General features: G+C 73.5%; 13 protein-coding genes and 1 pseudogene. 9 read left to right on the top strand and 5 right to left on the bottom strand.

Going from position 1 to position 20,422, the window contains the following annotated elements:
- Window positions 1-195: 195 nt before the first annotated feature.
- The 6 genes from AB0442_RS18950 to AB0442_RS18975 all read left to right on the top strand — a co-directional run bounded on the left by AB0442_RS18950 (window position 196) and on the right by AB0442_RS18975 (window position 9,458).
- Entirely contained in the window at window positions 196-2,049 is a 1,854-nt protein-coding gene (locus AB0442_RS18950) for an acetolactate synthase large subunit (protein WP_363542703.1), read from the top strand.
- A 36-nt stretch (window positions 2,050-2,085) separates the two neighbouring features.
- Window positions 2,086-2,610: an acetolactate synthase small subunit gene (ilvN, locus tag AB0442_RS18955; RefSeq protein WP_263107951.1), complete on the top strand. Its 525-nt coding sequence runs from the start codon at window positions 2,086-2,088 to the stop codon at window positions 2,608-2,610.
- Between the two features lie 127 nt (window positions 2,611-2,737).
- Entirely contained in the window at window positions 2,738-3,736 is a 999-nt protein-coding gene (gene ilvC / locus AB0442_RS18960; RefSeq protein WP_030272412.1) for a ketol-acid reductoisomerase, read from the top strand.
- A gap of 215 nt (window positions 3,737-3,951) precedes the next feature.
- Window positions 3,952-5,532, top strand: a complete 1,581-nt coding sequence (gene serA / locus AB0442_RS18965) for a phosphoglycerate dehydrogenase (protein ID WP_366164113.1) — start codon at window positions 3,952-3,954, stop codon at window positions 5,530-5,532.
- 303 nt (window positions 5,533-5,835) lie between these two features.
- Window positions 5,836-5,997: a hypothetical protein gene (locus AB0442_RS18970; protein ID WP_363542701.1), complete on the top strand. Its 162-nt coding sequence runs from the start codon at window positions 5,836-5,838 to the stop codon at window positions 5,995-5,997.
- A gap of 185 nt (window positions 5,998-6,182) precedes the next feature.
- Window positions 6,183-9,458, top strand: a complete 3,276-nt coding sequence (locus AB0442_RS18975; RefSeq protein WP_366164114.1) for a S8 family serine peptidase — start codon at window positions 6,183-6,185, stop codon at window positions 9,456-9,458.
- Here the strand turns inward: AB0442_RS18975 and AB0442_RS18980 are convergent.
- The 4 genes from AB0442_RS18980 to AB0442_RS18995 form a co-directional block, all read right to left on the bottom strand.
- Window positions 9,399-9,848 carry a GtrA family protein gene (locus tag AB0442_RS18980; protein ID WP_363542699.1) on the bottom strand — a complete coding sequence of 150 codons (450 nt, stop codon included), beginning with the start codon at window positions 9,846-9,848 and terminating at the stop codon, window positions 9,399-9,401. The two genes, AB0442_RS18975 and AB0442_RS18980, sit on opposite strands and share 60 nt — an antisense overlap.
- A complete protein-coding gene (locus AB0442_RS18985; protein ID WP_366164120.1) occupies window positions 9,845-10,819 on the bottom strand; it encodes a glycosyltransferase family 2 protein in 975 nt (324 codons plus the stop codon). Before AB0442_RS18985 ends, AB0442_RS18980 begins: the two co-directional genes overlap by 4 nt.
- A gap of 68 nt (window positions 10,820-10,887) precedes the next feature.
- Complete coding sequence (locus AB0442_RS18990; protein WP_366164115.1) at window positions 10,888-13,494, bottom strand: YfhO family protein; 2,607 nt, start codon at window positions 13,492-13,494, stop codon at window positions 10,888-10,890.
- A 114-nt stretch (window positions 13,495-13,608) separates the two neighbouring features.
- The gene (locus AB0442_RS18995; protein ID WP_366164116.1) at window positions 13,609-15,684 is read right to left on the bottom strand and encodes a PIG-L family deacetylase; all 2,076 of its coding nucleotides are present in this window, start codon (window positions 15,682-15,684) and stop codon (window positions 13,609-13,611) included.
- Between the two features lie 157 nt (window positions 15,685-15,841).
- Here AB0442_RS18995 and AB0442_RS19000 point away from each other — a divergent pair, with 157 nt between their 5' ends.
- The 3 genes from AB0442_RS19000 to cimA all read left to right on the top strand — a co-directional run bounded on the left by AB0442_RS19000 (window position 15,842) and on the right by cimA (window position 20,213).
- Window positions 15,842-16,879, top strand: a complete 1,038-nt coding sequence (locus AB0442_RS19000; protein WP_366164117.1) for a 3-isopropylmalate dehydrogenase — start codon at window positions 15,842-15,844, stop codon at window positions 16,877-16,879.
- Between the two features lie 179 nt (window positions 16,880-17,058).
- Complete coding sequence (locus tag AB0442_RS19005; RefSeq protein WP_344628453.1) at window positions 17,059-18,171, top strand: branched-chain amino acid aminotransferase; 1,113 nt, start codon at window positions 17,059-17,061, stop codon at window positions 18,169-18,171.
- Window positions 18,172-18,599: 428 nt separating this feature from the next.
- Window positions 18,600-20,213 carry a citramalate synthase gene (gene cimA / locus AB0442_RS19010; protein ID WP_363542694.1) on the top strand — a complete coding sequence of 538 codons (1,614 nt, stop codon included), beginning with the start codon at window positions 18,600-18,602 and terminating at the stop codon, window positions 20,211-20,213.
- 110 nt (window positions 20,214-20,323) lie between these two features.
- Here cimA and AB0442_RS19015 read toward each other — a convergent pair.
- Window positions 20,324-20,422: pseudogene (locus AB0442_RS19015) on the bottom strand (ATP-binding protein); the annotation flags it as partial.

The following is a 20,422-nucleotide window of genomic DNA, read 5'->3' on the forward strand; positions in this document are numbered from 1 at the left end:
GAGACCGACGCGCCACCCCTCGCATGCCCTGGGCACGAGGGGTTTTTTGTTGCACGCGAACCGTTCCATCCCTGCAAGACCACTGGCCCCAAGCGTCGCAAATCGGGACGATTGGGGCAGAGCCGGCTTACCGGTCCGACGCACGGCAGGACCCTCAACTGCCCGGGCCGGCAGAACCCGAGAAGAGACAGGCAGATGACTGAGCACGCCGCATCCCCCCGCCGCGGGGACACCCCGGCAGCCCACGCTCCGGGTCAGCAGACCACCGTCGAGACGATGACCGGAGCGCAGTCGCTCATCCGCTCCCTCGAGGCCGTAGGGGCCGACACGGTCTTCGGCATCCCCGGCGGCGCGATCCTCCCCGCGTACGACCCGCTGATGGACTCCACCAAGGTGCGCCACATCCTGGTCCGCCACGAGCAGGGCGCCGGCCACGCCGCCACCGGCTACGCGCAGGCCACCGGCCGCGTCGGCGTCTGCATGGCCACCTCCGGCCCGGGCGCCACCAACCTGGTCACCCCGCTCGCCGACGCCTACATGGACTCCGTCCCGGTCGTCGCGATCACCGGCCAGGTCGCCTCCAAGGCGATCGGCACGGACGCCTTCCAGGAGGCGGACATCTGCGGCATCACCATGCCGATCACCAAGCACAACTTCCTGGTGACCGACCCGGCCGAGATCCCCCGGGTGATCGCCGAGGCCTTCCACATCGCCGCGACCGGCCGCCCCGGCCCCGTCCTGGTCGACGTCGCCAAGGACGCCCTGCAGGCCACCACGGTCTTCCGCTGGCCGGTCGAGACCTCGCTGCCCGGCTACCGCCCGGTCACCAAGCCGCACGCCAAGCAGATCCGCGAGGCCGCGAAGATGCTGGTGAACGCCAAGCGCCCGGTGCTCTACGTCGGCGGCGGCGTGCTCAAGGCGCAGGCCAGCGCCGAGCTGCGGATCCTCGCCGAGCTGACCGGCGCCCCGGTCGTCACCACCCTGATGGCGATCGGCGTCTTCCCCGACAGCCACCCGCAGCACCTCGGCATGCCCGGCATGCACGGCTCCGTCCCGGCCGTCACCGCCCTGCAGAAGGCCGACCTGCTCTTCACCCTCGGCGCCCGCTTCGACGACCGCGTCACCGGCAGGCTGGACAGCTTCGCCCCCCACGCCAAGGTCGTCCACGCCGACATCGACCCGGCCGAGATCGGCAAGAACCGCCCCGCCGACGTCCCGATCGTCGGTGACGCCCGCGAGGTCATCGCCGACCTGATCGTCGCCGTCCAGGCCGAGTACGACGCCGGCCACAAGGGCGACTACGCGGACTGGTGGGCCAAGCTCGACGAGTGGAAGCGCACCTACCCGCTCGGCTACGAGCCCGCCCCGGCCGGCGAGCTGTCGCCCCAGCAGGTCATCGAGCGGATCGGCCAGCTGGTCGGACCGGACGCCATCTACGCCGCGGGCGTCGGCCAGCACCAGATGTGGGCCAGCCAGTTCATCCGCTTCGAGAAGCCGGCCACCTGGCTCAACTCCGGCGGCGCGGGCACCATGGGCTACGCCGTCCCGGCCGCCATGGGCGCCAAGGCCGGCAAGCCGGACACCGCCGTCTGGGCGATCGACGGCGACGGCTGCTTCCAGATGACCAATCAGGAGCTCGTCACCTGCGCCCTGAACAACATCCCGATCAAGGTCGCGGTCATCAACAACGGCTCGCTCGGCATGGTCCGCCAGTGGCAGACGCTCTTCTACAACCAGCGCTACTCCAACACCGTGCTGCACTCCGGACCGGAGCACGACGGCAAGGAGCCGCCGGCCAACGGCACCCGGATCCCCGACTTCGTGCTGCTCTCCGAGGCGATGGGCTGCGTCGGCCTGCGCTGCGAGCGCCCGGAGGACCTGGACGCCGTCATCAAGCAGGCGATGGAGATCAACGACCGCCCGGTCGTCATCGACTTCATCGTCCACCAGGACGCCATGGTGTGGCCGATGGTGGCCGCCGGCACCAGCAACGACGAGATCCAGTTCGCCAAGGGCGTCCGGCCCGACTTCGGCGACGACCTCGACTGACGGCCCCGACCAACCGATAGAGAGCCCATGACCGCCATGTCCAAGCACACCCTCTCCGTCCTGGTCGAGAACAAGCCGGGCGTGCTCGCCCGGATCGCCTCGCTGTTCTCCCGCCGGGGCTTCAACATCGACTCCCTCGCCGTCGGCCCGACCGAGCACCCGGACATCTCCCGGATGACGATCGTCGTCAACGTCGAGGACCTGCCGCTGGAGCAGGTGACGAAGCAGCTCAACAAGCTGGTCAACGTGATAAAGATCGTCGAGCTCGACCAGAGCCAGGCCGTCCAGCGCGAGCTGGTCCTGGTCAAGGTCCGCGCCGACGCCGAGTCCCGCTCGCAGATCGTCGAGATCGTCCAGCTCTTCCGCGCCAAGACCGTCGACGTCTCGCCGGACGCCGTGACCATCGAGGCCACCGGCAGCTCCGACAAGCTGGAGGCCATGCTGCGCATGCTGGAGCCGTACGGCATCAAGGAGCTCGTGCAGTCCGGACTGGTGGCGATCGGGCGGGGCGCCCGGTCGATCACCGACCGCTCGCTGCGCGCCCTCGACCGCAGCGCGTAGCGGCACCGGCGCGTCGCGCGGGCGCGCCGTCTCACCCCCTGAAGCACCGCCCCGAACCCCCGCCGGGTCACCTACGGTGGAGACCGCACCACCCGGCATCACCATCACTGCAAGGAGATGTGCCCCCGTGGCCGAGCTGTTCTACGAAGACGACGCCGACCTGTCCATCATCCAGGGCCGCAAGGTCGCGGTCATCGGCTACGGCAGCCAGGGCCACGCCCACGCGCTGTCCCTGCGCGACTCGGGCGTGGACGTCCGCGTCGGCCTGAAGGAGGGCTCCAAGTCCAAGGCCGTCGCCGAGGAGGCCGGCCTGCGCGTGGTGACCCCGGCCGAGGCCGCGGCCGAGGCCGACGTCATCATGATCCTGGTGCCGGACCCGATCCAGGCCGACGTCTACGAGGAGTCCATCGCGCCGAACCTGAAGGCGGGCGACGCCCTGTTCTTCGGCCACGGCCTGAACATCCGCTTCGGCTTCATCAAGCCCCCGGCGGACGTCGACGTCTGCATGGTCGCCCCGAAGGGCCCGGGCCACCTGGTCCGCCGCCAGTACGAGGAGGGCCGCGGCGTCCCGTGCATCGTGGCCGTCGAGCAGGACGCCACCGGCAACGGCTTCGCGCTGGCCCTGTCGTACGCCAAGGGCATCGGCGGCACCAAGGCCGGCGTCATCAAGACCACCTTCACCGAGGAGACCGAGACCGACCTGTTCGGCGAGCAGGCCGTCCTCTGCGGTGGCACCGCCGCCCTGGTCAAGGCCGGTTTCGAGACCCTGGTCGAGGCCGGCTACCAGCCGGAGATCGCCTACTTCGAGTGCCTGCACGAGCTGAAGCTCATCGTCGACCTGATGTACGAGGGCGGCCTGGAGAAGATGCGCTGGTCGGTCTCCGAGACCGCCGAGTGGGGCGACTACGTCACCGGCCCCCGCATCATCACCGCCGACACCAAGGCCGAGATGAAGAAGGTCCTCGAGGAGATCCAGGACGGCACCTTCGCCAACACCTGGATCGCCGAGTACAAGGCCGGTCTGCCGAAGTACAACGAGTACAAGAACGCCGACGCCGACCACCTGCTGGAGACCACTGGCAAGAAGCTGCGCAAGCTGATGAGCTGGGTCGACGAGGAGGCGTAAGCACCTCCGGGGGTCATCCCCCTTGTACAAGTCGGCTGTTCCCGTCCGGGTGATTTCTCCGGACGGGAGCAGCCCCTCCCGAAGCCCGCCGATACACTTCCGAGTGCGCGTCAGGCCCACAGCGTCGTGCGTCTAGCTACGCGGCATGCCACCTTCCCCCGCTGGTCACGCCACCTTCGTGCCGGGGCGAACCGGACAGTTAAGGACACACTGTCGTGAGCAAATCCGTAGTACTCATCGCCGAAGAGCTGTCTCCCGCCACCGTCGACGCCCTGGGCCCGGACTTCGAGATCCGCCAGTGCAACGGCGCGGACCGCACCGAGCTGCTGACCGCGATCGCCGACGTCGACGCCATCCTCATCCGCTCCGCCACCAAGGTGGACGCCGAGGCGCTGGCCGCCGCCAAGAGGCTCAAGGTCGTCGCCCGCGCCGGCGTCGGCCTGGACAACGTGGACGTCTCCGCCGCCACCAAGGCCGGCGTGATGGTCGTCAACGCGCCGACCTCCAACATCGTCACCGCCGCCGAGCTCGCCTGCGGCCTGCTGATCTCCGTCGCCCGCAACATCGCGCCGGCCAACGCCGCGCTCAAGCAGGGCGAGTGGAAGCGCAACAAGTACACCGGCGTCGAGCTCTCCGAGAAGGTGCTCGGCGTGGTCGGCCTCGGCCGGATCGGCGTGCTGGTCGCCCAGCGGATGTCCGCCTTCGGCATGAAGATCGTCGCCTACGACCCCTACATCCAGGCCGCCCGCGCGGCCCAGATGGGCGTCAAGCTGGTCTCCCTGGAGGAGCTGCTGGAGGTCTCGGACTTCATCACCGTCCACCTCCCCAAGACCCCGGAGACCGTCGGCCTGATCGGTGACGAGGCGCTGCACAAGGTCAAGCCGACCGTGCGCATCGTCAACGCCGCCCGCGGCGGCATCGTCGACGAGGCCGCGCTCGCCAGCGCCCTGCGCGACGGCCGGGTGGCCGGCGCCGGCCTGGACGTGTACGCCAAGGAGCCGTGCACCGACTCGCCGCTGTTCGCCTTCGACAACGTGGTGGCCACCCCGCACCTGGGCGCCTCCACCGACGAGGCCCAGGAGAAGGCCGGCATCGCCGTCGCCCGGTCGGTGCGCCTCGCGCTCGCCGGCGAGCTGGTGCCGGACGCGGTCAACGTCCAGGGCGGTGTGATCGCCGAGGACGTCCGCCCGGGTCTGCCGCTCGCCGAGAAGCTCGGCCGGATCTTCACCGCGCTGGCCGGCGAGGTCGCCGTCCGCCTCGACGTCGAGGTCCGCGGCGAGATCACCCAGCACGACGTCAAGGTGCTCGAACTCTCCGCGCTGAAGGGCGTGTTCGAGGACGTGGTGGCCGAGACGGTGTCCTACGTCAACGCCCCGCTGTTCGCCCAGGAGCGCGGCGTCGAGGTCCGGCTGACGACCTCCAGCGAGTCTCCCGAGCACCGCAACGTCATCACCGTCCGCGGCACCCTCGCCAACGGCGAGGAGGTGGCGATCTCGGGCACGCTCTCCGGTCCGAAGCAGACCCAGAAGATCGTCGGCGTCGACGGCTTCGACGTGGACGTGGCGCTCACCGACCACATGGCCTTCTTCACCTACGAGGACCGCCCCGGCGTGGTCGGCACCCTCGGCCGCATCCTCGGCGACGCCGGCATCAACATCGCCGGCATGCAGGTCGCCCGGGACGGCTCCGGCGCGCTCGCCTCGATCACCGTCGACAGCGAGATCTCCCAGGACGTGCTGAACGCCATCGCCGCCGAGATCGGCGCCAAGTTCGCCCGTGCGGTGAACCTCGGCTGAGCCTCCCTCAGGCCGCTGACGCGGGCCCGGACCGCCACGGCGGTCCGGGCCCGGGCGTTTTCCGAGCCCCGGACGGGCCGTCGGCAGGCGCCCGCGTCTCAGATACTAGGAAATCCAACTATTCGTGCAGACATCCACGGCCGGCCGTCGTACCGTGGAAGGGCCATACGGTGAGCCACCCCTGCAAGCCCAGGGTGACGGCCCGTGCGGCCCGTACGCGTACCGGCAGGCGACCCCTGCCCGGCGTACCCACCCTCCCCGTTCTTCGCGCCCTGCAGCTGGCGCACGCACCAAGGAGCCGGTATGCCCCACACCGCAGACCGCCACGCCCCCGCCACCCCCGCCGCCCCCGCCCCGCGCCGCCGCCGGCGCGCCGAGCAGGCCCCGCGCTCCGCCGCCGACGCCCTGCAGCGGGCCCTGGACCGCCGCGACAACGGCGGGGTGACGGGCCACCACCTGGGCTGACGCCGTACTGGGCCGAAAGACTGACGCACCGTCACCCGGACGAGTGCACAGTGGCCCCCGACGAGCGAAGCGGCTCGCCCTGCCCGGCGCGATGATCCTAATTTGGGCCGTCGGGAGGGGGATCGACGTCCGCGCGGTGCGGGCGGCCGCACGATCAGGCCACCCCTGCCGGGGAGACCGCACCCGTGCGTACGCCCGCAGCCCTCGCGCTCGCCCTCGTCACCTTCGCCGCCCCCGCAGCCTGGGCCGCCCCCACGGCCGGACGGGCCCCCGCCCCGCCCGGCACACCGGTCACCGTGCTGCTGGAACTCGGCACCGAGGCCGCGGCACCCGCCTGGCAGCGGGCCGCCGCCGACGCCCGCCGGCAGCGGCGCTCCCCGGACGCCGTCCGGGCCGCCGCGGCCGCGGCCGGCGCCGGGCAGCGCGCCCGCGCCGTGCAGGCCGTCGACCGGCTCGCCGCGGGCGTCCGGGCCGCCGCGCCCGGTGCCCGGGTGGTCTACCGCACCCAGACCCTGCTCAGCGGCGTCGCCGTCACCGTGCCCGCCGCCGCCGTGCCCCGGCTGGCCGCGCTGCCCGGGGTGCGCGCCGTGCACCGCGTCACCCTGCAGCACCGGGCCAACGCCCACTCCGTCCCGCTGACCGGCGCACCCGCCGTCTGGTCCGGCCCGGGCGGCACCACCGGCAGCGGGGTGCGCATCGGCATCGTCGACTCCGGCATCGACTACACCCACGCCGACTTCGGCGGCCCCGGCACCCCGGAGGCCTTCTCCGCCGTCGACGGTGCCCGCCCGGCACCGGCCGCGCTGTTCCCCAACGCCAAGGTGGCCGGCGGCCAGGACCTCGTCGGCGACGACTACGACCCGGACCCGTCCTCCCCGCACCACCAGCCCGTGCCGCACCCGGACGCCAACCCGATCGACTGCGCCGCCAACGGCCACGGCACCCATGTCGCCGGCACCGCCGCCGGCCTCGGCGTCACCAAGGACGGCAAGCCCTACCGCGGCCCCTACCGGGAGGGCCTCGACCCCGCCGCCTTCTCCGTCGCCCCCGGCGCGGCCCCCGGCGCCACCCTCTACGCCCTGCGCGTCTTCGGCTGCGACGGCTCCACCGACCAGCTCGCGCACGCCCTCGACCTGGCCGCCGACCCGAACGGCGACGGCGACCTCTCCGACCGCCTCGACGTGGTCAACCTCTCGCTCGGCAGCGCCTTCGGCAGCCCGGACGACGCCGACTCGCTCGCCGCCGACGCGCTGTCCGCCCTGGGCACCGTGGTGGTCGCCTCGGCCGGCAACGAGGGCGACCTGTACGGGATCGGCGGCAGCCCCGGCACCGCCGCCCGGGTGGTGACCGTCGCGGCCTCGGTCGACCCGCACGGCGACGCCGACGGCATCCGGGTGCTCGCCCCCGCCTCCCTCGCCGGCGTCGTCCCGGGCCACTGGAGCTCCGAGTACACCGGCTGGTCCGACCGGGACGTCACCGCCGAACTCGCCCGGCCCGCCGACCAGCAGGACGGCTGCACCGCCTTCGACGCGGCCGACGCCGCCCGGCTCAAGGGCCGGATCGCGGTGCTCGCCTGGCGCAGCAAGGACGCCGACCGGGCCTGCGGCTCGGCCGTGCGCGCCGACCACGCCGCGGACGCCGGCGCCGTCGGCACGCTGTTCACCGCCGACGGCGAGTCCCTCGCCGAGATCGCCGGCGACAGCCGGATCCCGGCCGTGCTGCTGGCCCGCACCGACGGCGACCGGCTGCTCGCCGCGGTGGCCGACGGGCCGGTGAAGGTCCAGCTCGCCGCCCCGGGCAACACCCTGCACGGCGCGGTCTCCCAGGACCGGCCCGAACGCACCGACATGCTCACCCCCTTCACCTCCCGCGGGATCGGGGTGCCCGGCATCGTCAAGCCCGACGTCGCCGCGCCCGGCGAGACGATCTGGTCGGCGAAGGCGGGCAGCGGCAGCGGCGGCATGCGGGAGGACGGCACCTCGATGGCCGCCCCGCACGTCACCGGCCTCGCCGCCCTCGTCCGCGCCGCCCACCCCGACTGGCCGGTCGCCGAGGTCAAGGCCGCGCTGATGAACACCGCCGTCGACACCCGGCACGACGCCGACCCCGGCAGCCCGGTGTACGGCCCGGAGCGCACCGGCGCCGGCCGGGCCCGGGTCGACGCCGCCGTCGCCACCCCGGCGGTCGCCTACGCGGCGGGCCAGGGCGCGGTGGACGGCGCGGTCGGCGTCTCCTTCGGCCCGGTCGAGGCCACCGGCCCGGTCGAGCTCGAACGCCAGGTGGAGATCCGCAACCACGGCGACGCCCCGCTCACCTACACCACCGGCTACGCGGCCGCCACCGAGCTGCCCGGCGCCTCCTTCGGCATCAGCCCCGGGCAGGTCACCGTCGAGCCCGGCGGCACCGCCCGGGTCACCGTCACCCTGCGCGTCCCCGGCAGCCTGACCCGCACCCCCGACCCGACCCTCGACCTCGAACAGGCCGGCCGGGCCCGCAGCTACCGCGGCGAGCTCTCCGGCCGGCTGCTGCTGACCCCGGCCGACACCGGCCTGCCGCAGCTGCGGGTGCCGCTGTTCGCCGCCCCGCGGCCCGCCTCGCAGTTCACCGCCGGGCCGCAGCTCGCCGCCGGGCGGGCCGGCGCCACCATGCTCGCGCTGGCCGGCACCGGCACCCCGGCCGGCGACGGCGCCGGGCTGCTCAGCGCCTTCGTGTACGGCGGAGAGGCCGCCCGCTGGCCGGAGTGCGCCGACGCCGGCGACGCCGACGACATCTGCGTGGAGCGGCCCGGCGAGCGCGCCGCCAACCTGCGGTTCGCGGGCGCGGCCAGCGACGCCCCGGCGCACGGGGACCCGCTCGGCGAGGGCACCCTCTACCTGGCCGCCGCCCTGTGGGGCCCGGCCGACACCCCGGTCGGCATGTTCGGGGTGCGCGCCTCGCTGGACACCGACGGGGACGGTCGCACCGACGCGATCGTCGCCGCAGCCCGGCTGCGCGGCAGCGACGTCCTGGTGGCCCGCACCACGGACGCCCGCACCGGCGGGGAACTGGACGTCCAGCCGCTGAACGCCCGCTGGGGCGACACCGACACCGGGCTGCTCGACGGCGACGCCCTGGTGCTGCCCGTCCGGCTCTCCGCCCTGCCCGGGCTGAAGCCCGGTGCGAGCACCGTCCGGTACGCGCTGTGGACGGGCCAGGTGCTGCCCGGTGCGCCGAGCGAGCAGGACGCGCTCGGCTCGATCGGCCTCACCGACGGCCGGCCGACCCTCGCCCTCGACGTGCTGCACCCGGCACTGGACGTCCGCGACGGCACCGACGGCACGGACGGGCCGGCCGCCGTCGCCGTGCCGGAGCGGCCGGGAAGCGTGCTGCGGGTCGCCCGGGCGGACGCCGCGGCCCGGCTGCTACTGCTCCACCACCTCAACCCGGGCGGACGCCGGGCCGAGGTCGTCACCCTGCGCTGAGCCGCCGGCGGGGCCCGTGCCCCGCCCGGTCAGCACCAGCTTCGACAGCACGTAGGTGATCGGGATCGCGACCGCTGCGGCCAGCAGCGGCGCGATCCGGTCGTCCACCCGCGCCCACTCCACCAGCACGAACACCCCGCCGCTCTGCACCAGGTAGTTGGTGATGTTCGGCAGCGGGAAGAGCAGGAACTTCCGCCAGGTCGGCCGGGTCCGGTACGTGAAGTACGTGTTCAGGAAGAACGAGCCGACCATGCTCAGGAAGAACGCCGCGCTGAACGCCGCGAAGTACGGCAGGTACGGGTGGAAGGCCAGGTACAGCAGGTAGAAGGTGCCGGTGTTGACCACACCGACCAGGCCGAACCTGACGACCTGCCACAGCTGCGGGCTCACACCGACTCCCCGGCGCGGGCGCGGTGGCCCTCGGCGCGGAACGCGGCCCGCGGCACGTTGGTCTCCTTGACCAGGAAGTGCGGCCGCCGCTTGGTCTCGTAGTAGATCCGGCCGATGTACTCGCCGATCAGACCGAGCATCACCATCTGCAGGCCGCCCAGCCCCACGATCGCCACGATGAGGGTGACGTAGCCGGGGGAGTCCACGCCGTCGACCAGGGCGACGCCGGTGATCCACGCCGCGTACAGCGCCGCCACCCCGACCAGGGCCAGGCCCAGGTAGATGGCGATCCGCAGCGGCCGGTTGTTGAACGAGATCAGGCCGTCCATGCCGTAGTTGAGCAGCGCGCCGAAGTGCCACTTCGTCTCGCCGGCCTCGCGGGCGACGTTCTGGTAGTCGAAGGTGACGGTGTCGAAGCCGATCCAGGAGAACAGGCCCTTGGAGAACCGGTTGTACTCCGGCAGGGACAGCAGCGCGTCCACCGCGGCGCGCGACAGCAACCGGAAGTCGCCGACGCCGTCCTGGAGTTCGACGTCCACCCAGCGGTTGACCATCCGGTAGTAGAGCCGGCTGACCGCCGTGCGGACGGGCCTGTCGCCCTCCCGGGTGCGGCGGGCGATCACCTGGTCGTGGCCGCGGTCGTACAGCTCCAGCATCCGCTCGATCAGCTCCGGCGGGTGCTGCAGGTCGGCGTCCATCAGCACGACCGCGTCGCCCGTCGCCTCGCGCAGGCCGGCCAGCATGCCGGCCTCCTTGCCGAAGTTCCGGCTGAAGGAGACGTAGCGGGTGGTGTCCGGGTGCTCCGCGGCGATCTTGCGCAGCCGCTCCAGCGTGCCGTCCGCGCTGCCGTCGTCGACGTAGCAGAGCTCGTACTCGACCGGCAGGGCGTCGAGGCTCGCGCGGATCGCGGTGTCGAAGAGCTCGACCACCGCTTCCTCGTTGTAACAGGGCACCACCACGGACAGCCGCACCAGTCCACCTCCGGCCTCGACGCAGTCGGCGGCCGCACGCACTGACCCCTCACCCTGCCTGTCTGATTTCACACAGATGGTACCGGTCCGCCGTCGGCCGCCCGCCCGTTCCGGCGGCGCAGCCGCGTGAGCAGCGCCACGCCCAGCAGCACCGCGGCGGCGGCCCCGCTCGCCGCGAGACCGGGCAGCAGACCCGGCGGACGGTAGTCGCAGGACACCTCGGAGCCGCCCGTGCCCAGGTCGACGCCGGTCATGCCGAGCACCGACCGGGGGGCCCGCGCCGGGCCGCCGTCCACCGAGCACCGCCAGCCGTCCACGGCCGGCACCGAGATCAGCGCAGTGCCGGTGGACCCGGCCGGCAGCTCCGCCCGCAGCCCGTGGCCGCCGGCGGTGACCTCCGTCGCCCCGCGCAGGCCGTGCAGCGCGGCCGACAGCGCGGCCGGATCGAGGCAGCCGAGCGGCAGCTCCGGGACGTCCGCCTTCGCCGCGGCCCGCAGCTGGACGGTGACCCGCCCGTCGGCGGGGACGGTGCCGAGTTCGCGGATCGGCATCGCCGTCATCGGCTGCCGGCCCCAGCTGGTGTACTTGCCGCCCGCGCCCATCACCGTGCCGCCCAGCCAGGGCGCGTACAGGAAGGCGGTGCGCCCCGGGGTGCAGGAGGCGGTGAACGTCGTCCAGGTGCCGCCCTTCGGCGTCGCCGGCACCCGCCAGCCGCCCGGCGAGCGGACCGGCCGCGGACCGGCCGTCCACTCCGGGGCCGGCGTCTCGTAGACCCGCGCGCCGAGCAGCGACTCCTGGCGGCTCCACACCGAGCGGGTGTCCGGGGCGGCCGTCGGGTGCACGGTGACCAGCGGCGCGGCCGGGGCGTGCTTCACCGCGAAGCCGCCCGGCGCACCGGTGGAGTCCAGGTACGTGGTGACGCCGAACAGCGCACGCCCGACCGGGTCGGCCGGGCTGAGGGTGTGCCGGCCCTGGATGTACCAGCCGGCGCCGAGTCCCTGCAGCATCCCGGCGGTCACCGCGGGCAGGTAGCTGCTGTAGTACGAGCCGCCCTGGCCGCCGAGCAGCAGCGGGTCGTTGTTGGCGAACTCGTGCGGACCGGGGTCGGTGCGGCCGCTCGGCCAGTCGTCGGCCGCGCGCAGCGCCTCGGCCGCGGCCGTCGACTGCGCCGAGACGGTCGTGCGCGGCTGGTAGAAGGGCAGCCGGTCACGGATCTCGGTGACCGCCCAGGCGGTGTGCGCGGCCGAGGCGAAGACGGTGAGCACCAGCACCGCGCCGGCGGACCGGCGCACGAGCGGGCGCGTGCGCCACCGGGCGAGCGCCAGCAGCGCACCGAGCAGCAGCGCGCCGCCCGCCCCGACCTCGATCCAGGTCGACCAGCGGACCGAGCTCTGCCCGTGCCCGGCCAGCGCCAGCAGCGCCACCAGCCCGGCGCCGCCCAGCAGCGCCCGGACGTCCGGACGGCGGGCGAGCGACGCCCAGGCCGACATCACCAGCATGCCGCTGAGCACGAACGACGCCCGGTACGGACTGCCGTTGGGGATCGCCAGCCCGTGCCACAGCAGGATCGTCGGCTCCCAGACGAAGCTCGCCCCGACCAGCAGCAGCAGCGCGTACCAGCCGATCCGCTCCGCGGGCCGGACCCGCCGGTTGAACGGCAACGAGGCGACCAGCAGCAGGGCCAGCACGCCGACGAAGACGTTCGGCACCGAGTGGTCCGAGCGGCCGCCGGGCAGCAGCTGCGCCAGGTAGTCGGTGAGGCCCGGCGCGCCCTCGTAGGTCGCGGGCGGGGCCGGCTGCGAGGCCTTGCTGGCCTTCAGCGAGACCGTCATCGCCGGCGCGGCCAGCAGCACGCCGACCGTGAACATCCCGGCCGCCCGCCCGGCCGTCCGCAGCCGCTCCCGCCACGGGGTGCCGGCCAGCGCGAGGCGCAGCAGCAGCACCAGGCAGGAGGCGGTGGTCGCCATCGCCCCGGTGTAGAAGTTGCCCGCCCAGGCGAGGGCGACCAGCAGGGTGCCGAGCACCCAGCGCCGGCCGCGCAGGCACCAGTCGCAGGCCAGGCCCACGGCCGGCAGCGAGACCAGGCCCCACATCCACATCGGGTCCGGCGAGCCGTCGTTGAGCACCCAGGCGCAGAGCCCGTAGCCGACCGCGAGCAGGGCGCGCAGCCACGGGCCGCCCGGCACCAGGCGGCCGAGCAGCACCGTCATCGCGGCCGCGCCGAGGCCGATGCTCAGCAGGGTGACGAGGAACACGGGGAAGTCGACGGCGTCCCGCGGGAAGAGCCCGACCAGCCAGGAGAACGGGTTCATCAGGTACGTGACGAAGTCACCGAGGAACGGCGAGCCGTAGCCGCTGTTCCAGTTGAACAGCAGGTCGCCGCCGCCCCGGCCGTGCATCAGGTCCCACAGGTGGGCGTGGAACGGCACGAACTGGTTGCCGAGGTCGTTCACCGCGCGCGACCGCGCCCCGAACGGGTACGTCCCGCGCAGGGCGCCGGCCAGGCAGAACGCCGCCATGGACAGCACGGCGGCCAGCGCCGCGGCGCCGGCCTCGCCCCTGCGGGAGCGCCCGGCGGCCGGCGCGGTGGCCGTCTCCCGGGCGGCGTCCGCACCGGCGGCCGGGGCCGCCGGCTCGCGGCCGGCCGGGCGGGTCGGGGCCGTCTCCTGGCTCACAGCGCGGTGCTCCTGCCTGGCCCGGGCGGGCCGAAGGGGTCGTACGGGACGGGCCGGCGGGCATGCGGCGGCCGGCCGGGGCGCGGGGGATGCCCACCGAGCATATGCAACGGCTCAGCCCGCCTGGCTCCAGGCACCGAACGGGGCGCCGGGCACCGGCTGGCGGGCGGAGTACAGGTGGCCGTCGCAGCCGATCGCCACGGCGACCAGCCGGCCGTCCCGGTCGGCCGCCAGCGCGGGGGTGTGCGCGAGCAGCGGGCCGTCGTGCTGCCAGTCCCGGCCGTCGGCGCGCAGCGCCGTCCGCCCGCGGTCGTCGCGGACGGCCATCGCGCCGTCCGCGACGGCGATCCGGCCGAAGCCGCCGGGCGGCGCCGACTCGGCCACCACCCGCCACGCCCCGGAGCCGGGCTCCCGTTCGGCGGTGAGCACCCGGGCGCTCTTCGGTTCGCGGAAGCGCACCCGCAGCGCGCCCTCCTCGCCCAGCTCGGCGGTGACCGGGCCGCCCGGCACCGGCAGCCCGGTCGGCGGGGCCGGCCGCAGCGGGCCGCCGGGCACGTCCGAGGCCCAGTGCACGACGGTGCGCGGGCCGGGCGCGAAGACGTGGGTGTTGCCGTAGCCGTCGACGACCGCGCCCAGGCCGTCCTGGACTCCGCCGCCGGCGTGCGGCGGCAGGGTCAGCGCCGTCCACGTCTCCCCGGGGCCGGAGAGGGTCCGGACGGCGACCGTGCCGCCCCAGGTGCGGGCCGCGACCTGCACGGTGCCGTCCGCCAGGGCGAGCCCGACCGGGTAGCCGAACTCCATCGAGCGCACCGGGTCCTCGCCGTCCGGGGCGCCGAGGCTCTCCCACGGACCGAAGGAGTCCCGGCCGGTCTGCACGGCGGTGACGATCTCGCGGCGGTGCTCGTCGGCCGCGTAGCGCAGCATGGTGCGCACGCCGAGCAGGCGTATCAGCCCGTCGCCCTGTCGGAAGGCCTGCACCTGCCCCTCCAGCCCGGTGCCGGCGAGGCGCCGCGGCCCGTCCCAGCCCCGCGGCGACTGCGTCCACTGCACCGCGGCGCCGTTGAGCAGGCCGAACGCGGCCAGCCGCCCGTCGGACAGCGGCACCAGCCAGGCGCCGCTGCCCGGGGCGCGGTACCGGGTGGACTGCGCCCAGCCGTTGCGCAGCGCGCCGGCCCCGACCTTGCGGTCGCCGCAGCCGGCCGGGTCGCCGCAGCGCCGGTTGTCCGCCCAGCCGTAGCTGTTCAGCGCGAGCACCTTGCGGCCGACGGCGGCCTGGTCGAGGTTGTGCGGCAGCGCGGCGTTCACGTAGCCGAGGTAGTGCTCGACGGTGGCGTTCCTCGCCCGGTCGCCGGCCCAGTGCCGGGCGAGCGCGGCCTGCGCGAAGTACGCGGAGTAGGTGTGGTCCTGGTGGTCCAGGTAGACGTGGCCGCTGTGCGGGTCCTTCGGCGGCTTGGGGGAGTGGTCCGGGTTCGGGTCGAGGGTGCGGACCACGGTCGGGCGGTAGTGGTCGAGGACGGAGTGCAGCGTGGCGATCAGCTGCTCCCGGCTGTAGCCGGCGCCGGCGGGCAGCCCGCTGCGCACCGGCGGCAGGGTTTCGAGGGCCTCCGTCTCGCCGAGCCACAGGCCGCGCAGGCTCGCGGCGCGCGGCAGGCTGACCGAGCGGGCCTCGACCAGCGCGAGCAGGATCAGCTGCACCTGGGGCGCGGCCCGCAGGGTGTGCTGCTCGACCAGCCGGCCGTCCAGGTAGCTGACCAGCGACACGTCCCAGGGGCTGTTCTCGTCGCCGGTGGCGAGCAGCGCGAGGGCGGCGGTCAGTCCGTTGATCCGGGCGCGGGTGTAGGCCGGCCGGTCGGCGCGGACGACCCGGCCGAGTTCGGTGTGCAGCACGTTGCGGCCGTCGGACTCGCCGTCGGTGAGGCAGACCGTGACGCAGGCGGCGCCGGAGGCCAGTGCGTGGTCGAGGTCCGGATTCATGAAGTAGAGATTGTCGTCCGGATGCGCGATGACGTGCACGAACGACTGTGTGATGCTGTGATGTGCGACACCGGTCACCTGCGCGGGCCCGAGCGGCTCCGGCTCCTTCGGCCGGTCCTCCCGGACCGCCAGGCCGACGCCGCAGCCCACCGCGGGCAGCGCCAGCGCCCCACCGGCCAGCCAGAGCGCGCGGCGTCTGCTGATCCGACCCCCCATAGTGCTTTCCCCCGTGAATTCCCCGTGTAGATCTGTCGGATTTTAACGGAGCGGTCCGGTACGGCTCCGTACCCCCCTTTGTCGCCGGCCCGTCCCCGAATGTCCGAATCCTGGACACGAGATGTCAGTGGCTGGGACGCGGAGTAGGGTCCTGAGCATGTCTCGCAGCCTTCGTCTCGCAGTGATCCCCGGTGACGGCATCGGCCAGGAAGTTGTGGCCGAGGGCCTCAAGGTGCTGAGCGCCGCCCTCCCCGCCGACGTGAAGCTGGAGACCACCGAGTACGACCTCGGTGCCCGTCTCTACCACCGCACCGGCGAGACCCTGCCGGACGCCGTCCTGGAGGAGCTCAAGGACCGCGACGCGATCCTGCTCGGCGCCATCGGCGACCCCAGCGTCCCGTCCGGCGTCCTGGAGCGCGGCCTGCTCCTCAAGCTCCGCTTCGCCTTCGACCACCACATCAACCTCCGCCCGGGCAAGCTCTTCCCCGGTGTGAAGTCCCCGCTGGCCGGCGACCCGCAGATCGACTTCGTGGTCGTCCGCGAGGGCACCGAGGGCCCCTACGTCGGCAACGGCGGCACCCTGCGCGCCGGCACCGCGCAGGAGGTGGCCACCGAGGTCAGCCTCAACACCGCCTTCGGCATCGAGCGGGTCGTCCGCGACGCCTACCGCCGCGCCCAGGCCCGCCCCCGCAAGAAGCTCACCCTCGTCCACAAGAACAACGTGCTGGTCCACGCCGGCCACCTGTGGACGCGGATCTTCCAGGAGGTCGGCCGGGAGTTCCCCGAGGTCGCCACCGACTACCTGCACGTCGACGCGGCGACGATCTTCTTCGTCACCCAGCCCGAGCGCTTCGACGTGATCGTCACCGACAACCTGTTCGGCGACATCCTCACCGACCTCGCCGCGGCCGTCACCGGCGGCATCGGCCTGGCGGCCTCCGGCAACATCAACCCCACCGGCGCGTTCCCGTCGATGTTCGAGCCCGTCCACGGCTCCGCCCCCGACATCGCGGGCCAGGGCAAGGCCGACCCGACCGCCACCGTGCTGTCCGTCGCCATGCTGCTGGAGCACCTCGGCCACACCGCCGAGGCCGCGAAGGTCGAGGCCGCCGTCGCCGCGGACCTCGCCGAGCGCACCGGCGCCCGCTCCACCTCCGAGGTCGGCGACGCGCTCGCCGCCCGAGTATCCGGCTGACGGGCCGGGAGCAGCACAGGGTTCCTGCCCGAAGGGCCGGAACCGCACAGCACGACAGCCGACCGGCTGTTCGGCACGGCCCTCTGGATGCGAGTATCGACAGTGGGCCGTGCCGTCGTGCGTTCTACCCCTTCGGCGGAGGCGGCCCGGACCAACCCCACGGTGAAGGACAGACAGTCATGAGTACGCCCACCCAGGCGCCCATCACGTTCGAGCTCAAGCCCTCCGCGCACCCGCTGTCCGACGCGGAGCGCGAGGCCCGGCTGGCCAACCCCGGCTTCGGCCGGATCTTCACCGACCACATGGTCACCATCCGGTGGACGGAGGGCCTGGGCTGGCACGACGCCCAGCTCACGCCGTACGCGCCGCTGGAGATCGACCCGGCCAACATGACGTTGCACTACGGCCAGTCGATCTTCGAGGGCCTCAAGGCCTACCGCCAGGCCGACGGCTCCATCGCCACCTTCCGCCCCGAGGCCAACGCCGCCCGCTTCCAGGCCTCCGCCCGCCGGCTCGCCATGCCCGAGCTGCCGGTCGAGACCTTCGTCGAGGCCGTCGAGCTGCTCGTCCAGCAGGAGCAGGGCTGGGTGCCGAACCAGCCCGAGCAGAGCCTCTACCTGCGGCCGTTCATGTTCGCCACCGAGGTCGGCCTGGGCGTCCGCCCGGCCAACTCCTACCTCTTCATGATCATCGCCTCGCCGGCCGGCGCGTACTTCCCCGGCGGCATCAAGCCGGTCTCCGTCTGGCTCTCCGAGGAGTACGTCCGGGCCGCGCCGGGCGGCACCGGCGCCGCCAAGTGCGCCGGCAACTACGCCGCCTCGCTGATCGCCCAGGCCCAGGCCGCCGAGAAGGGCTGCGACCAGGTCGTCTGGCTCGACGCCGCCGAGCACCGGTGGATCGAGGAGATGGGCGGCATGAACCTCTACTTCGTCTTCGGCGAGGGCGAGGACGCCAGGATCGTCACCCCCGAGCTGTCCGGCGCCCTCCTCCCCGGCATCACCCGCGACTCGCTGCTCCAGCTCGCCTCCGACCTCGGCTACGCGGTCGAGGAGCGGCGGATCTCCACCGACGAGTGGAAGCAGGGCAACGCCGACGGCACCCTCACCGAGGTGTTCGCCTGCGGCACCGCCGCCGTCATCACGCCGGTCGGCTCCGTGAAGTCCGCCCGCGGCGACTGGACGGTCGGCAAGGGCGAGCCCGGCCCGACCACCATGGAGCTCCGCAAGGCCCTCCTCGCCATCCAGGGCGGCCAGGCCCCGGACACCCACAACTGGCTCCACAAGATCGTCTGACCTTTTCGGAGCGGTTGAGCACGCCAGGGGCGCGTGGGGACACCTCCCGGCAGAAAGCCGGGGGCGCCCCCACGCGCCCCTGCGGTTCACCACCTGCTGCCAGCAGGCGTGTCTCGGTATGCGGATGGTCCGGGCCGGATGGCGGATGGTGTGCCAGACTGCCAGTGTGTCCTCGCTTTCGCTGATCATTAGCAGCAGGCGCGCCGGTCCGCAGTGACCGCTCCGCACCACCCCGTTGCGGAGCGACCACGAGCGTCCAGACCCGCGCGCAGACCTCTCGCACCCGCGAGGGGTCTTTTGTTTTGCCCCGGACCGGCCCCGGCCCCCACAAGGGGCCCGGAGACACCGGGGAGCGCGCGGGATGCTGGACAGTGGAGCCGGATCCCACCGGCAAGAGCAGTACTCCACCGAACGGAGAACCCAGGGCCATGACCGAGGCCAGCGACCACCCCAACGACAGCTTCCACGTCTTCGACACCACGCTGCGCGACGGCGCCCAGCGCGAGGGCATCAACCTCACCGTCGCGGACAAGCTGACCATCGCCCGGCACCTGGACGAGTTCGGCGTCGGCTTCATCGAGGGCGGCTGGCCCGGCGCCAACCCCCGCGACACCGAGTTCTTCGCCCGGGCGGCGACCGAACTCGACCTCAAGCACGCCCGGTTGGTCGCGTTCGGGGCGACCCGCCGGGCCGGTGGCCGGGCGGCGGACGACCCGCAGCTGGCCGCCCTCGTCAACTCCGGCGCCCCGGTGGTCACCCTGGTCGCCAAGTCGCACGACCGGCACGTGGAGCTGGCCCTGCGCACCACCCTGGACGAGAACCTGGAGATGGTCCGGGACAGCGTCGAGTACCTGCGCTCGCAGGGGCGGCGGGTGTTCATCGACTGCGAGCACTTCTTCGACGGCTACAAGGCGAACCCGGAGTACGCCCTCGCGGTGGTCTCCACCGCGCACCGGGCCGGTGCCGACGTGGTGGTGCTCTGCGACACCAACGGCGGCATGCTGCCGCTGGGCGTCCGCGAGACCGTCGCCGAGGTGCTCGCGAAGACGGGGGCCCGGCTCGGCATCCACGCACAGGACGACACCGGCTGCGCGGTCGCCAACACGCTGGCCGCGGTGGACGCCGGCGCGACCCACGTGCAGTGCACCGCCAACGGCTACGGCGAGCGGGTCGGCAACGCCAACCTCTTCCCGGTGGTCGGCGCGCTGGAGATCAAGTACGGCCGCCGGGTGCTGCCCGAGGGCCGACTGGCCGAGATGACCCGGATCTCGCACGCCGTCGCCGAGGTGGTCAACCTCGCACCGTCCACCCACCAGCCGTACGTGGGCTTCTCGGCCTTCGCGCACAAGGCGGGCCTGCACGCCTCCGCGATCAAGGTGGACCCGGACCTGTACCAGCACATCGACCCGGAGCTGGTCGGCAACACCATGCGGATGCTGGTCTCCGACATGGCCGGCCGGGCCTCCGTCGAGCTCAAGGGCAAGGAGCTCGGCTACGACCTGTCCGAGGACCGGGACCTGGTCGGCCGGGTGGTCGCCAAGGTCAAGGAGCAGGAGAACCAGGGCTACACCTACGAGGCCGCCGACGCCTCCTTCGAGCTGCTGCTCCGCGACGAGGTGCGCGGCCGCCGCGAGCGCTTCTTCAGCCTGGAGTCCTGGCGGACCATCAGCGAGCAGCGCGCGGACGGCACCCCGGGCAACGAGGCCACGGTGAAGCTCTGGGCGAAGGGCGAGCGCCGGATCGCCACCGGCGAGGGCAACGGCCCGGTCGACGCCCTGGACAGGGCGCTGCGCACCGCGCTGGAGCGGATCTACCCGCAGCTCGCGAAGCTGGAGCTGGTGGACTACAAGGTCCGCATCCTGGAGGGCCAGCACGGCACCGGCTCCAAGACCCGGGTCCTGGTGGAGTCCGGGGACGGGGCGGCGTCCTGGTCCACGGTCGGTGTCGCGGACAACGTGATCGCGGCCTCCTGGCGGGCCCTGGAGGACGCCTACACCTACGGGCTGCTGCGGGCCGGACTGGCGCCGGAGGAGACGGAATGAGGCTTCCGCGACGCCCGGGGCTCTTGGAGCACGAGGGGGCGTGAGAACGCCGGAGGGGGCGCGGTTCCGCGCCCCCTCCGGGGTGTCCGGCCCCTCCGTGGACCCGTGCCTCAGCGGAGGCGGGCCAGGAGGGCGTGCTCGACGAGGGTGATGAGGGCGCTCTTGGCGCTGTCCCGGCGTCGGGCGTCGAGGGTGATGATGGGGGTGTC

The sequence above is a fragment of the Kitasatospora sp. NPDC085895 genome, from assembly GCF_040702125.1.
Classification (GTDB): Bacteria; Actinomycetota; Actinomycetes; order Streptomycetales; family Streptomycetaceae; genus Kitasatospora; species Kitasatospora arboriphila.

What these genes read in the sequence shown, in the direction of transcription:
- AB0442_RS18995 (WP_366164116.1), bottom strand. Translation starts at nt 15,684, where the DNA reads ATGGGGGGTCGGATCAGCAGACGCCGCGCGCTCTGGCTGGCCGGTGGG.
- AB0442_RS19005 (WP_344628453.1), top strand. Translation starts at nt 17,059, where the DNA reads ATGAGTACGCCCACCCAGGCGCCCATCACGTTCGAGCTCAAGCCCTCC.
- ilvN (WP_263107951.1), top strand. Translation starts at nt 2,086, where the DNA reads ATGTCCAAGCACACCCTCTCCGTCCTGGTCGAGAACAAGCCGGGCGTG.
- AB0442_RS19000 (WP_366164117.1), top strand. Translation starts at nt 15,842, where the DNA reads ATGTCTCGCAGCCTTCGTCTCGCAGTGATCCCCGGTGACGGCATCGGC.
- AB0442_RS18970 (WP_363542701.1), top strand. Translation starts at nt 5,836, where the DNA reads ATGCCCCACACCGCAGACCGCCACGCCCCCGCCACCCCCGCCGCCCCC.
- cimA (WP_363542694.1), top strand. Translation starts at nt 18,600, where the DNA reads ATGACCGAGGCCAGCGACCACCCCAACGACAGCTTCCACGTCTTCGAC.
- AB0442_RS18950 (WP_363542703.1), top strand. Translation starts at nt 196, where the DNA reads ATGACTGAGCACGCCGCATCCCCCCGCCGCGGGGACACCCCGGCAGCC.